The sequence below is a fragment of the Paenibacillus lactis genome, from assembly GCF_017873605.1.
Lineage (GTDB): Bacteria > Bacillota > Bacilli > Paenibacillales > Paenibacillaceae > Paenibacillus_AQ > Paenibacillus_AQ lactis.
On record NZ_JAGGKI010000002.1, the window covers coordinates 224,697 to 238,897 of the forward strand.

Consider the following 14,201-nt stretch of genomic DNA (forward strand, 5'->3'; position numbering starts at 1 on the left):
CCACTCACAACCGTCCCTGATCATAGTGGGCGATGAGCCGCCTTGCCTTATCCCGGATCAAATCCACAATCTCCTGAGGCTCGATGATCTTCGCTTCCGTTCCAAGCCTGAGAAACACATCGGCTATGTATTCAAAATCGCTGCGGTCTACCGTCACGTCGACAACGCCGCGATGCTCTTCAAGCATAACCACCTCATCCTCCAGCCAAGGGATGCTCGCGCATTGCCGGGCCCCTTCTCTTGTGAGCTCCGCATACAGGCGGACCGGCTGCCGGATCGGGTATTCCTGAAGCCATTCCTCCAGCGTCATATCAAGCTCCCACGACCGGTCCGTCGGGGTCCAGGACTCGATCCGGTCAGCCCGAAACAAGCGCGGCTCCTCCGTCTCCCCCTCGGCGGCCAGCATGTACCACAGACCGTCGCGGGCATACACGCCGATCGGCTGAATTTCCCGGTCGCTCGTACGGTTCTTTGAGCGGTACCCGATCCTCACAACGCGCTGGTATAGGGCTGCTTCGATCATTTCTTTCAGAAAAGGGGAACCTGCCGTTCGGCGCGGACTCCAAAAGGCCAGCACGGATTCCAAGCGGCTGATCATCGCTTTGGCATCCTCGGGAAACCCCGCCAGCAATTTCCGTGCGGCCGAATCCATGTTCAGCTCAAACGGCAGTGACCGGTAGCGCTTCAAAGACTGGAAGGCAAAGAAGATCGCAAACACCTCATCCTCATCAAACAGCACCGGCGGAAGAACACGGCTGCTGAGCGTACGGTAGCCCCCATGACGTCCTTGCTCGGTATATAAGGGAACGCCCATATCGCTGATTTCGGTCAAATATCGGTGCGCAGTGCGCACCGAAACGCCAAATTCATCGGCGACCTCCTGGGCGGTAAAGCTTCGTTTGGCATTGACGAACAGAATCACATCCATCAACAGCTTGGCTTTGGACACCGCTTGCTCCTCCTTTTCGGTCTTGCCAATAAGTAGACAATTATTGTCATGTTTATAAGATATGCTATTCCCGTAAGCAGGTCAAAGACTGGAACCGGAAAGGAGAATGAATCATGAGCTCAGACATGAACTCGGGCAAAAAATCAGACATGAACTCGAACACGAAATCGAGCATGAGTCCAGGCTTGATTTCGGACAAGAGCAACGCTTCAAATCCGAACAATGTCATTCGCGTTATCGGCGCCAAGAATAAAAATTTGCGCAGCGTCAGTCTCGATATCCCCAAAAAGCGAATTACGGTATTCACCGGCGTATCCGGCTCCGGCAAGTCCGCCCTCGTCTTCGATACGATCGCCGCCGAGTCACAGCGCCAGATGAATGAGACCTATTCCAGCTTTATTCGGCACCGCCTTCCCGGATACGGGGAACCGGATGTCGAATCGATCGAGCATCTATCCGCAGCGATCCTGATCAACCAAAAGCGGATCGGCGGCAACGCAAGGTCCACCGTCGGAACGGCTACGGATATCCATGCTTTGCTGCGGCTGTTGTTTTCACGGATCGGTCAGCCTTTTGTCGGGCACTCGGACGTCTTCTCCTTCAACAATCCGCAGGGCATGTGTCCGCGCTGCGAGGGGCTTGGCAAAGTCAACGTCATCCGGATCGATCGCCTGATCGACAAGGAAAAATCACTGAATGAAGGAGCGATCCGATTCCCGACCTTTCGTCCCGGTGATTTCCGCTGGAAGCGGTATACGGTCACTGGATTATTCGACAATGACCGGAAGCTGAAGGATTATAGTCCGGAAGAGTGGGACCTGCTCCTGTACCAATCCGGGTTCAAGCCGCCAAACCCGACGCCGGAATGGCCGCCGACCTCTTATTATGAAGGCGTCATTCCGCGAATCGAGCGGTCATTTCTAAGCAAGGATTCCCGAGATGCGCAGCTGTACAGGGAAGCGATCAACGATGTAGCCCCCCGCTCGGTGTGCCCTGAATGTCAAGGGGGCAGGCTCAATCAAGAGACGCTGTCCTGCAAAATCAACGGCTATTCCATCGCCGACTGCTCACGGATGCCGGCGGATGAGCTGATTGCATTTTTGCGGAGGATTCGCGAGTCGGAGGCTGCACCGATCGCAAGCGCCTGCATAACCCGGCTGGAACAGCTGAAGCTGGTCGGAATCGGGTACCTGTCCATGGATCGCGAGACCGCAACATTGTCGGGCGGAGAGTCGCAGCGCATCAAAATGGTCCGGCAGCTCGGAAGCAGCTTGACCGATCTCACCTACATTTTCGACGAGCCGAGCACCGGTCTTCACCCTCATGATGTCCATAACATGAACAAGCTGCTGCTCCAGCTTCGCGACAAGGGCAATACGCTCCTGATCGTGGAGCATGATCCGGATGTCATCCGGTTGGCCGATCATATCGTCGACATGGGCCCCGGGTCCGGCGTTGCCGGCGGCACGATCGTTTACGAAGGCGATTACGAAGGACTTCTGGAGTCCGGCACCTTGACCGGCAAGCATCTTCAGCAGCGGGCACGGTTAAAGGAACAGGTGCGGGAACCTTCCGGGTGGCTGACGATTTCGAACGCCGCCTTACACAATCTGCGCGATGTCACGGTTCGCATCCCCACCGGGGTGCTGACGGTTGTCACCGGCGTCGCCGGATCAGGCAAAAGCACGCTGATCAACCACGTGCTCCCTCAGTGCTATCCGGAAACGGTGATCGTCGACCAGGATGCCATCCATGCCTCAAACCGCTCCAACATCGCCACATATACCGGCATCTTCGATCCGATTCGGAAGCTGTGCCGCTGCTAACCATGTCAGCGCATCCCTGTTCAGCTTTAATGCCAAGGGCGCTTGCCCGGCCTGCAGCGGTGCCGGAACGATCGCGACCGATCTCGCCTTCATGGATCAGCTGGTCACCGTCTGCGAAGCATGCCGGGGCCGCCGTTTCCGCGATGACGTTCTGCGGTACCGCCTTCGCGGCAAAGACATCAGCGAGGTGCTGGCGATGTCGGTTGACGAGGCGATGTCCTTCTTCCCGGAGAAGGACATCCGCCCCGCTTTGCAGCGCCTGCACGATACCGGCCTCGGTTATATGACGCTGGGCCAGCCGCTCAGCACACTGTCGGGCGGCGAGCGGCAGCGAGTCAAGCTGGCGGCGGAACTGGACAAGCACGGCGAGATCTATGTGCTCGATGAACCATCGACGGGGCTGCATCTGTCCGACTGCGAGAAGCTCGTATCGGTCATCGAGCGGCTGGTGGAGCAAGGCAGCACCGTCATTGTCATCGAGCATAATCTCGATATCATCCGCCAGGCGGATTGGATCATCGATCTTGGCCCCGGCGCGGGCATGGACGGCGGGCAGCTGCTTTTCTCTGGCAAGCCGAGGGAGCTGTTAGAATGCAAAGACTCCTTAACGGCAAGATACCTAGAAGCGTACCGGTAATTGCAAGTCATGAAGGTATCCCGAAATTGCAAGCATAAAAAAAGACCCCCGTGCCCTCATATACGAAGGCTCGGGGGTCTTGCTGCAACTGTAGCCGCTTCCCTTACGGACGCTACTCCAATACGGCGGTAGTATACGGCGGCAGCGTTAAGCTTGACCCGTTTAATGCCGCTCGGTCATCCGTCGTTTTGGCCAGCGCCTTGAACGGATCGCCGCCGCTCGTTCCCGCCAGCTCCACACGCTGCTCCTTGCCGGACAGATTGTGGACGACTAGCGCTTTACTGTCGTTCGTCCGACGAACGTAAGCCATCACGCTCTCGTTGCCGGAGGCAAACGATTCGATCGTTCCCCGATTTAGCGCAAGCATTTCATGGCGCCATGCGATCAAGGTACGGTAGCGGGACAACAGGGAATCGGGATCGCCCGTCTGCTGCAGCACACCTTCGACCTGATCGCCCCGGTTATGCTTGAGCGGCTCCCAAGTGGTCTGTCCCTTGTCGCTGCCTGTATTGGACCAGATCATCGGCTCGCGGATCTGTTCATCCGGCTTCGCTCCCCGCATACCGATTTCCTCACCGTAGTAAATAAACGGGTTGCCCGGCATGGTGAGCAGAATGCCCGCAGCCATCTTGGCATGATCCAAATTGCCGTTCAGCTGGGTCATTACACGATTCATGTCGTGGTTGGTAAGGAACGCCGCATCCGAAAATGAGCCTCCCGACACCTTGCTGAACAAGCCGTATGTCCGCTCCAGCGTGAAGGCCAGATTGTTATCCTTCTCATTCGTCACGGCCCCGATCATGCTTTCGCCGAGACCGAAATTGAAGCCCGAATCAAATGCCTTATCCAGGTACGGGGCAATAACAGCTGCCGAGTTGTCCCAGATCTCCCCTACGATGTAGGCATCGGGGTTCACCTCGTTCATGCGGCTGCGGAACTCCTGCCACCAAGCGGTATTTTTGGCTGTCGTGGCCTCGCCCTTGTCGGACATCAGATCCTCATAAATATGCTTGGCCGCATCGATGCGGAAGCCGTCTACTCCCATCTCCAGCCAGTAGGCTCCAATATCCTTCATCTCTTCCCTGACCTTGGGATTGTCGAAGTTCAGGTCCGGCATGCCGCCCCAGAACGTCCCCATGTAATGGGCTCCGTTTAACTCATGCCAAGGGGTGCCGCTGCCGGCTGCGCTCGAGCCCGTCGGCTTCTTGCCTTGGTCCTCGGCCCATACATACCAATCCCGGGTCGGCGATTTCGAGTCGGCGGCTGCCTCCTTGAACCATGGATGCTCCGTGCTTGTATGGTTGACGACCAGGTCCATGATGACCTTGATTCCGCGCTTCTCCGCCTCGGCCAGCAGCGCTTTGAAATCCTCCAGCGTTCCGTAGTCAGGATGAATCGCCCGGTAGTCGGTCACATCATATCCGTGATAGCTGGGTGATGGATTAATCGGCATGAGCCAGATGCCGGTGACCCCCAGATCATCGGTCGTGTCCGGATTGCCGTCGTTTAAGTAATCGAGCTTCTCGATAACTCCCCGCAAATCGCCGACACCGTCTCCATCAGAATCATAGAAGGATCGCACGAAAATTTCGTAGTATACATCGGACGGCTGTTCATCCACCTCCGCCTGCGCGGACTCAGATGAGCTCGTATCGCCTCCTTGCCCCGGCTCTTGGGCAGTCTCCGCCTTGCCGGGGTTCTGTCCCTGCTCCTGCCCGATTCCCGCCTTCGACCCGGCTTCTTCCTGCGCCGAAGTCCCTCCGCTGCCGCTGCACCCGGCAAGCAGAACACTTACAAGCGCCACGCAGCTAAACCAGACGGCCCAAGATCGCCTGCTGCCCCATTGCTTCATCATCTTCACTTCCTCCTGTTTGTCTTATTCTTAAATTTTGCCTTAATCTTAAAGTTAGAGCGGTTTTGCCTACAGCTCATAACAACGCGCAAACGTTTGAATTCATTTTCCTAACATCTACCAATAAAACGGTTACAATTCTTAAATCAACATACCGGATTTCCTTTTACAGCCTGGTCCAACTGCCCATGCTATGCTTATGATCATTTTGTAAAATACTCGAACTTCTCCTATCATACATCACTTCACAAAATTGTTAAATCGTTTGCACAAGTCCGTATTGTGTTGTTTTCAGCAGTTTTCCAAAAATAATATAGGGTTTTCTCTCGATATCTGTAAATATCTTCGTTTTTGTTGCGTTTGTGAATAATTGCGCTCGGCGGATCCGGATACGTATTTACAAGCATTTCGATTAACGTTAATATTACAGTGTGAAACCGTTTAAAGTATCGCATGAATACGGCTTATTATCAGCTTGAACCTTGTATAATTGGGGCCTTACAGACCCAACATGGAAATGAAGAGGAGCACCGCGGCTCGCGCAAGAGCTATTGATTCTGTTCTAAAAACAGCGGCTGCCCTTTTCTTGTTTTCAAAAAAACGCAAACGGTTCCACTGGAGGTCCTATTATGTCTGTGACGATTAAAGATGTCGCTAAACGAGCGGGCGTATCCCCCTCTACCGTCTCTAGGGTGCTGTCAAATCACCCGAGAATCAGCCGCGAAACCTCGCGGAAGGTCAGAGACATTATGGAGGAAATGGGCTACCACCCCAATATTATGGCAAAAAGCCTTGTTTCCAAAACAACGGAAAGCATATGTGTCATTCTTCCCAAACCGGCTGAAGAGCTGTTTCTCAACCTGTTCTTCATGGAGCTGATCCGCGGGATCGTCGCCCAAGCCAACCGCTCCGGGTACGATGTCCTGATCAGCTCGGGCGGCAATGAGAAGGAGGAGGTCGAAGCGGTATCACGGCTGCTGAACGGCCGCCGCGTCGATGGCGCGATTCTGCTGTATTCCCGGCAGGATGATGCCGTTGTCGATTTCCTGAAATCCAACGATTATCCGTTCGTCCTGGTCGGACGCAGCGAGAAGTATCCGGACCTGCTATCGGTCGATACGGATAACGTCCAGGCGGCGTATGATGCGACGAAGCATCTGATCTCCCTGGGCCATAAACGGATCGGCTTTGTCAGCGGGCCGCCTAACCTGATCGTATCCCAGGACCGGATGAAGGGCTATGGCAAGGCGCTTGCCGATGCCGGGCTCGACATGCGGAAGGAGTGGGTTGTCGAAGGCGAGTTTCTCCAGGAAAGCGGCTATCGTGCCATGTCCTTCTTCATGAATCTGCCGGAGCGCCCTACCGCGCTCGTTATCGTCGACGATATCGTGGCGTTCGGCGTGCTTCGGGGCCTGCACGAGCTTGGATACAAGGTTCCCGAGGACGTGTCGATCATCAGCTTTAACAACATTTCGTTGACCGAGCTGTCGACACCGCCGCTGAGCAGCGTGGACATCGGGATTTACAACCTTGGCTACACCGCCTCCCAGGCGCTGATCCAGTCAATCCGCCACGATGGCGAGACGGTCTTGCCCCATCGCTATATTATCCCGCATCGCTTGATGATCCGGGAGTCATCGATGTACTCGATGCCGAAATCATAAGCTTGGCGGCTATTGCCGTCAGGCCACCAACAATTTTTGTAAAATAAAGAAGCCACCTAGTGCTTCCTTTATTTTTGATGTTTGGTTCAAACGTTTGCACTAATTCGCATTTCAACGATTTTATGCAAGAGGAGGAATTGTATGTCACCGATCACCGCATGCTTATTCGACCTGGACGGCGTCTTGGTTGATACGGCCAAATACCACTATATCGCATGGAAGCGACTTGCCGAAGAGCTGGGATTTGAGTTCACGGAGCAGGACAATGAGCGACTGAAGGGCGTAAGCCGGATGGCTTCCTTGGACATCCTGCTTGAGATTGGCGGGCTTGCCCCCGATGAGGAGACCAAGCTGGATCTTGCCGCGAAAAAGAACGCCTGGTACGTGGAGTATATCTCCACCATGGACGCCTCGGAAATTTTGCCCGGCGCGCTGGAGTTCATTCAGTCGCTGAAGGAGCGCGGCATAAAGGTCGCGCTCGGGTCCGCCAGCAAGAACGCGATGCTGATTCTGAACAACACGGGGCTAACTCCCTACTTCGATGCCATTATCGACGGCACGAAAACCCAGCAGGCTAAGCCGGACCCGGAGGTCTTCACGCTCGGTGCCCGGGAGCTTGGCGTACCGACTGAGAGCTGCGTCGTATTCGAGGATGCCGAGGCTGGAATCGAGGCCGCCACCCGGGCCGGCATGCGCTGTGTCGGCATCGGATCGCCGGAAACGTTGGGGCGCGCCAATCTGGTAATCTCCTCACTCGAAGGCTTTACGGTGGACCGTCTGCTCGGATTGCAGGAGAAGTAAAGCAGTTCTCCCGCCGTTTCCGGCAGCGATCATCCATATATTTTTTGCATTAGCAACCATTTTCCTAAAATCAAAGGAGCCGATGATTGTGAAACAATATTTAAAGCTTGATGAATGGTCAATTATTGAAGAAGGCTTTGACCCGCATACGCATGAAATTTCAGAAAGTATTTTCAGTATCGGCAACGGCTTTATGGGCCAGCGCGCCAACTTCGAGGAGTCCTACAGCGGCCCCTCCCTGCAGGGCAGCTACATGGCCGGTGTGTATTACCCGGATAAGACCCGCGTGGGCTGGTGGAAGAACGGATATCCCGAATATTTTGCCAAAGTGCTGAACAGTACGAACTGGATCGGGATCGGCATTGAAGTTGACGGCACGCCGCTCGATCTGGCCAAGTGCACGGTGAAGGACTTCGTCCGCGAGCTGAACATGAAGGAAGGCTACCTCGCCCGTCGCTTTACCGCGCGTATGGAGGATGGCAAGGAATTGAAGGTGGAAGCGATCCGTTTCGTAAGCATCGTGCGTCATGAGATCGGGGCCATCCGCTACAAAGTAACGCCTCTGAATTTCAGCGGTGAGCTGACGATCACCCCATACCTCGATGGGGATGTGAAGAACAAGGATGCCAACTATGACGAGAAATTTTGGCTGGAAGTGTTCAAGGAAGCTTCTCAGGGCTCTGCCGCGCTGACGGTCAAAACCAAAAAGCTCGATTTCCACGTCACCTCCGCCATGTCCTACGATATTGTGAAAAACGGCGAGAAGCTGAGCCTGCAAGCGGAATTGGTAGAGAAGGAAAAGTATGCGGCGAACCGACTGCGCGTTCAGATCGCTCAGGATGACGAAATCACCGTCTATAAATACGTGGCTAACGTGACTTCCCGCAACCACGGGCTCGGTGAGCTGCTTGACGCAGCCCGTTCCGTGCTGGCGCCTGCGGTCCAGACCGGGTTCGAGCAATTGCTCAAGGAGCAGGCTGACGCCTGGGGCGATAAATGGAAAGAGAGCGATATCGTCATTGAAGGCGATGTGGCGGCACAGCAGGCGATCCGCTTCAACATTTTCCAATTGAACCAGACATACAGCGGCGAGGATGACCGCCTGAATATCGGTCCGAAGGGCTTCACTGGAGAAAAATACGGCGGCAGCACATACTGGGATACCGAGGCTTATTGCCTGCCGTTCTATCTGAGCACGGCCGATGCAAGCATCTCCCGGAATCTGCTCATCTACCGTTACAAGCATCTGGAAAAAGCGAAGGAAAACGCCAAGAAGCTCGGCTTCACGAAGGGCGCCCTCTATCCGATGGTCACTATGAACGGCGAAGAGTGCCACAACGAATGGGAAATTACGTTTGAAGAGATTCACCGCAACGGCGCGATTGCCTATGCGATCTATAACTATGTCAACTACACCGGCGACCTCTCGTACCTGGGCCAATACGGGCTTGAGGTTCTCGTGGAAATTTCCCGTTTCTGGGAGGAGCGCGTCAATTACGTGCCTGCGAAGGACCGTTATATGATCCTGGGCGTCACCGGCCCGAACGAGTATGAGAACAACGTGAACAACAACTGGTACACGAACCGGATCGCCAGCTGGACGCTGGAGTATACGCTGGACGTTCTGGCCTACGTCAAGGAGAACGAAGCCTCCCGCTATGCCGAGCTGATCGATAAATTGGAGCTCGAGGGCAGCGAAACCTCCAAGTGGCAGGACATCATCAGCAAAATGTACTATCCGGAGGATCCGGAACGCGGTATTTTCCTGCAGCAGGACGGATTCCTGGATAAGGAGCTGGTACCGGTCAAGGAGCTTGATCCTGCGCACCTGCCGCTGAATCAGAATTGGTCCTGGGACCGGATCCTGCGTTCCGTATATATCAAGCAAGCCGATGTGCTGCAAGGTCTGTTCTTCCTGGGCGATCGGTACGATCTAGAGACAAAGCGGCGCAATTTCGACTTCTACGAGCCGTTCACCGTACACGAGTCCTCCCTCTCCCCTTGCGTGCATGCGATACTTGCCTGCGAGCTCGGGTATCAGGAGAAGGCTTATGAGATGTATTTACGCACAGCTCGCCTTGATCTCGACAACTATAACAACGATACGGAAGACGGCTGCCATACGACCAGCATGGCAGGCACATGGATGTCCGTCGTGCATGGCTTCGGCGGCCTGCGCGTGAGAGACGGCGTCCTCCACCTGAATCCGTTCATTCCGGGCCACTGGTCCTCCTTCTCGTTCAAGGTGATGTTCCGCGGATCCCGCCTGAAGGTTCAGGTGACCGACAAGGAAACCATCATCGTTAACGAGACCGACACGCCTGCCGTGCTGAACGTCAGCGGTAAGGAATACGGCATCGCCGGCCGTGGCGAGGTAAAAGCACCGCGAGCTTGATCGGTTTATTCGGGCAGACCCAAGCAGCCCGGGCTTCATGTAGGACCGACTGATTGTAGGATTGAGGGCTTGTAGAAACGAATAATGCTCGGGACGGTCTGAGGATTTACTTCACCGTTCTCTGCCCTATCACGAAAAGGAAGAAGCTCCGTCACCTGTGTGCGGAGCTTCTTCCTTTATATAAACGGATATTCCGCTTGCCGTTGGCACGCTAGGACAGGACCCGTATCTTCACTAAGGCTATAATAATACTGTGATGATCAGGCTAAGCCGCCGGGCTAGCTTTGGTTAAATGAGCTGCGGCTCCGGACCGCATGGGGGTCGCTGGGACGGTTTTCCGAACAGATATCCTTGCGACAGCTCGATTCCGATTTCCCGGCAGAAATGGAATTCCTCCCGTCTTTCAATCCCTTCGGCAAGCACCATCGCCCCGAACTCGTGAGCCATATGGGTAATGGTCACAAGCTGCCTTTGCTGGGTTGGATTCTGATCACAGCCGTCGATCAGGCTTCGGTCTATTTTGACATAATCCGGTTTCAGCTTGATCATTTGCTCCAAGGTGGAGTAGCCTGCCCCTACGTCATCCATCGCTACCGAGATCCCGTGGCTGCGATAGGCCTCGAAGATCGATTGCAGGTGCCCGACATCATCGACCTTCTCGGTTTCCACCACCTCGAATACGAAATCCCCGGGATCGAGCCCGAGTCGTTCAATCGTATGGAAGGTATGGTTCAGGCACATCTGGGCGTCGTAGATCGAAGATGGCAGGAAATTCACGAAGCGCTTCACGCCCTTCGGAAGCCATTGTGCGCTGGTTTCAATCGCAGACGTTCTGGCCGCTTGATCCAGAAAAACCTGCAAACCGGTCTTGCGTGCCGTTTCGAACAGCTCATGGGGCTTAAACGGGATCCCGCCTTTGAGCGGACGCAGCAGAAATTCATAGGCAACAATATGCTCGGACGGATCCACGATCGGCTGCATATAGCTCGTAAATTCTTTATGTAATATAACGTTCACCATATCATAGTGCTCCATCTGCAGCTCAAACCTCTGCATCGGCGTCCAAATATGCCGGGTCTTCGGAGCTTCCCCTCCAGTGACACAGAAGGACAGCTCATCACATAGATTTCGCGGAAGGGATTGCAGACACTCCATAATGGAGATCAGATCGGAACGTTCCTTATAGTTCACAGCACAACTCTCATTGTGTTCCTGCACCGTGTAGCCGTTCTGTGCAAGCAAGCGCACAAGCTCTTGCCGAGCAGGCTTCATATGAACGGTTCTTCCTTGGTCCTCAATCGCTTCAAAGGTGCTGCAATTGTCGCAAATCATGTTCGTCCTCCTTGGCAAGCAAGCTCTCACTATGCTTTATCGGCATTTAGAATATGATTTCTTTGCATTTTATGGATTTCTATCAAACTTATGACCTAATTTTACTGCAAATGCGTAATATCTATGTTAAAGCGACTCTTGATATAGCAAAAATCGACAAGAATTGCCGATAACAACTGACTTTCGACGATCCGACAAAGGAATCGCACCTTTTAATCCGCTTTCTTATGAAGAAGCTGCAGCAGCATGGTCTGCTCTACGTCAAAATGCCACCGGGCATGCCGCTCCTTCGCCGCATACATCGCCGTATCCGCACGGCCGATCAGCTCCTGGTCATCCTTGGCATGATCGGGGTAAACCGCAATCCCGATGCTCGGCGAGGTGTAAATTTCGGTTCCTTCCAGCTCATAGGGCTCGCTCAGCAGCGTCCAGATATCCTCCGCCATCCAGATCAGCTCCTGATCCTCTCCGGCCGGATACAGCATAACCGTAAATTCATCGCCGCCGAGCCGGGATACGATTACGCCCTTTGACTCCAGCGAATGGAGGCGCTGCGCCACCTTCTGGATCAGCAAATCCCCCGCACGGTGCCCATACTTGTCATTCACGCGCTTAAAACGGTTCAAGTCCATATACAGCAGTCCGACACGGAAACCGGCCCGATCTGCTTCGCCCAAAGCTTCCGAAAGCCTGGCGTTAAAATAACGACGGTTATACAGGCCCGTCAAATCGTCGCGGTGCGCGAGCGATTCACTCTTCTGCAGGCTGACATGCAGCCTTTCGAACAAGCGGTCATTCTCGACCTGAATCAGGATTTGCCTGATCAAAATGAGAATGAAGCAGAGGGTCAAGCCGGTAAATAGACCGCTCCATCCCCCGAACCGATGGGCCATCAGGGCAAACATTCCGCCAAGGACGCTGTAGGGCAGCAAATATCGTACGATCAAGGTTCCTGCCGGCCACGGCTTCTTCTCGGATAGGGATCTCCTCCCCCTTCGAGGCAGCGTTTGTCCACCCGCAAAGCCGATAAAGCATGCAGAGAGGGTGTGCAGCGGATATACATATAGGCCAGCTCCGATGTTCATGAAACTATCAAGAAAGATCCGAAGGACATCCCCGAGCGCAAATGCGCTTCCACCAAGGCACAGGAAGATGACCGCCCGCTTGTGCAGCTGCTTAGTGTTAAAATACACGACCAGCGTAAAGAACATCAGTACGATTCCGCACAGCGGATAGAGCATCGCTCCTCCGGCCGACCTCCAGACGGTATCCGTCCCGCTCTCCATCTCCGGCTTAATGAGATACTCCCACCCCACCGTCATCAAGGTAATCGCAACAATGATGATGTCCAGGGTAAACCGAGCGCCCCGCAGCGGACCCTGCACTCGTCTGAACAGGTAAATCAGGGCACCGGCGAACAATAGAGCTTCCAAGCTCCAGAACAGTTCCGCCAGCCGGATGGATCCGCCAAACACCCCTCCAATCCATTCATCACCCGCATACAGGATGCGCCCTATTGCATCGCCGGCCAATCCGGCTGCAATCAGAAGCCAAAATCTGCGAAGATGGCCTTGCTCATACCGACTGCCAATCACCCCGATCAAATACGCGAATGCGGCTATCGGAGCCATAATGGCTAAGATGCGGTGAAGCAATAAAGCGTCCGGCATCCACAGGGCCAATATCCATTGGATCAATGCGTATCCAATCGCGAGCCGAATATATATGGAATCGGATGGACCCGGGCTCATTCATATCCCTCCCTGAAACAAAAGGTAGGCTTGGTCATTCATGATGAATAGGTCTTTCGAATTAAAGCGTTTCCATATCCAATCATACTTTTAGCCCGAGGAAAAGTAAAGAAAGAAGCGCCCAACAACTGGATATTTATAGGCATATAGGCCGCGTAGAATCGTTATTTGCGGAATTGTCCCGGGATTGTAGTCACTCAATCCCCACTTGACACATGGGGTTTATGTAGTATTATTCTTTCATATCAACGTATCTTTGGTTTTATATCCTAGCATAGTTTCATGGAAGGGGTTCTTGTAAAATGGGACAAAGACGATTGGACCATGTAGGCATTGTCGTAAGGGATCTGGAAGCAACGATCGCTTTCTATACGAAGGTGGTCGGCCTTGAGCTCAAGGACCGTCTGACGCACACGAACGGTGTCATCCAGCTGGCTTTCCTCGGCTTTAACGGCAGCGATGAAACCGAGGTCGAGCTGATTCAAGGATACAGCGACTCCCTTCCTGCGGAGGGAACGGTGCATCACTTTGCCGTCAGCACGGACGACATTGAAGCGGAATATGCACGGGTGAAGGAGCTGGACGTTCCGCATCTGGATGAGGAAATCGTCACGCTGCCCAACGGCTACCGCTATTTCTTCGTGCACGGTCCGGAAGGCGAATGGATTGAATTTTTCCAGCGCTAACAGGCCAGGTCTAAGGTTGCCCGCCCGCATATAGAGACTCCTATGGGTCGCCTGGATCATTCGGGTCTTCCATGCCTGGACAGCCACTCAACCTATACGAACGTAGAAAATCGCCTTCAGGCATGGGGCGTTCCCGTACTGGACAGGTGCTTCCGGTAGGTCTATAATAACGGAAGTATAACCCGTAACTTCATAAATACCGGGGGAGCTGGAATCGGCCGGCTGAGAGTGTATCCCATAGAGATACTGACCCTTATACCTGATCTGGGTAATGCCAGCGTAGGAAGCCATAAGATTGCGGCTGTTCA

8 protein-coding genes, 1 pseudogene and 1 riboswitch are annotated in these 14,201 nt (G+C 54.1%); of the genes and pseudogenes, 5 read left to right on the forward strand and 4 right to left on the reverse strand.

Annotation, left to right across the window (positions count from 1 at the left end; all coding sequences use genetic code 11):
* Nucleotides 1–4 precede the first annotated feature (4 nt).
* A complete protein-coding gene (locus J2Z18_RS04000) occupies nt 5–949 on the reverse strand; it encodes a helix-turn-helix transcriptional regulator (RefSeq protein ID WP_210094220.1) in 945 nt (314 codons plus the stop codon).
* A 173-nt stretch (nt 950–1,122) separates the two neighbouring features.
* Between J2Z18_RS04000 and J2Z18_RS04005 the strand changes: the two are divergent.
* Nucleotides 1,123–3,412: pseudogene (locus J2Z18_RS04005) on the forward strand (ATP-binding cassette domain-containing protein).
* Between the two features lie 112 nt (nt 3,413–3,524).
* Here J2Z18_RS04005 and J2Z18_RS04010 read toward each other — a convergent pair.
* Entirely contained in the window at nt 3,525–5,267 is a 1,743-nt protein-coding gene (locus J2Z18_RS04010; protein ID WP_028404743.1) for an alpha-amylase family glycosyl hydrolase, read from the reverse strand.
* A 626-nt stretch (nt 5,268–5,893) separates the two neighbouring features.
* On the opposite strand from J2Z18_RS04010, the gene J2Z18_RS04015 reads away from it, so the two are divergent.
* From J2Z18_RS04015 to J2Z18_RS04025, 3 genes are all read left to right on the forward strand, one after another.
* Nucleotides 5,894–6,928 (forward strand): LacI family DNA-binding transcriptional regulator, encoded by a 1,035-nt coding sequence (locus J2Z18_RS04015; RefSeq protein ID WP_007130519.1) that lies wholly within the window; start codon nt 5,894–5,896, stop codon nt 6,926–6,928.
* Nucleotides 6,929–7,069: 141 nt separating this feature from the next.
* A complete protein-coding gene (gene pgmB / locus J2Z18_RS04020; RefSeq protein WP_210094221.1) occupies nt 7,070–7,729 on the forward strand; it encodes a beta-phosphoglucomutase in 660 nt (219 codons plus the stop codon).
* 88 nt (nt 7,730–7,817) lie between these two features.
* Nucleotides 7,818–10,124 carry a glycoside hydrolase family 65 protein gene (locus tag J2Z18_RS04025; protein ID WP_144867131.1) on the forward strand — a complete coding sequence of 769 codons (2,307 nt, stop codon included), beginning with the start codon at nt 7,818–7,820 and terminating at the stop codon, nt 10,122–10,124.
* A gap of 288 nt (nt 10,125–10,412) precedes the next feature.
* Here J2Z18_RS04025 and J2Z18_RS04030 read toward each other — a convergent pair whose 3' ends face one another.
* Nucleotides 10,413–11,456: an EAL domain-containing protein gene (locus tag J2Z18_RS04030; RefSeq protein WP_028404740.1), complete on the reverse strand. Its 1,044-nt coding sequence runs from the start codon at nt 11,454–11,456 to the stop codon at nt 10,413–10,415.
* A gap of 212 nt (nt 11,457–11,668) precedes the next feature.
* Complete coding sequence (locus J2Z18_RS04035) at nt 11,669–13,207, reverse strand: GGDEF domain-containing protein (protein ID WP_210094222.1); 1,539 nt, start codon at nt 13,205–13,207, stop codon at nt 11,669–11,671.
* Nucleotides 13,208–13,509: 302 nt separating this feature from the next.
* Between J2Z18_RS04035 and J2Z18_RS04040 the strand changes: the two genes are divergently transcribed.
* Entirely contained in the window at nt 13,510–13,893 is a 384-nt protein-coding gene (locus tag J2Z18_RS04040; RefSeq protein WP_007130524.1) for a VOC family protein, read from the forward strand.
* Between the two features lie 191 nt (nt 13,894–14,084).
* Nucleotides 14,085–14,196: riboswitch (TPP riboswitch) on the forward strand.
* The last annotated feature ends 5 nt before the right edge of the window (nt 14,197–14,201 follow it).

Coding starts and splice junctions, on each gene's coding strand:
- J2Z18_RS04040 (WP_007130524.1), top strand. CDS start 13,510: ATGGGACAAAGACGATTGGACCATGTAGGCATTGTCGTAAGGGATCTG.
- J2Z18_RS04030 (WP_028404740.1), bottom strand. CDS start 11,456: ATGATTTGCGACAATTGCAGCACCTTTGAAGCGATTGAGGACCAAGGA.
- J2Z18_RS04015 (WP_007130519.1), top strand. CDS start 5,894: ATGTCTGTGACGATTAAAGATGTCGCTAAACGAGCGGGCGTATCCCCC.
- pgmB (WP_210094221.1), top strand. CDS start 7,070: ATGTCACCGATCACCGCATGCTTATTCGACCTGGACGGCGTCTTGGTT.
- J2Z18_RS04010 (WP_028404743.1), bottom strand. CDS start 5,267: ATGATGAAGCAATGGGGCAGCAGGCGATCTTGGGCCGTCTGGTTTAGC.
- J2Z18_RS04035 (WP_210094222.1), bottom strand. CDS start 13,207: ATGAGCCCGGGTCCATCCGATTCCATATATATTCGGCTCGCGATTGGA.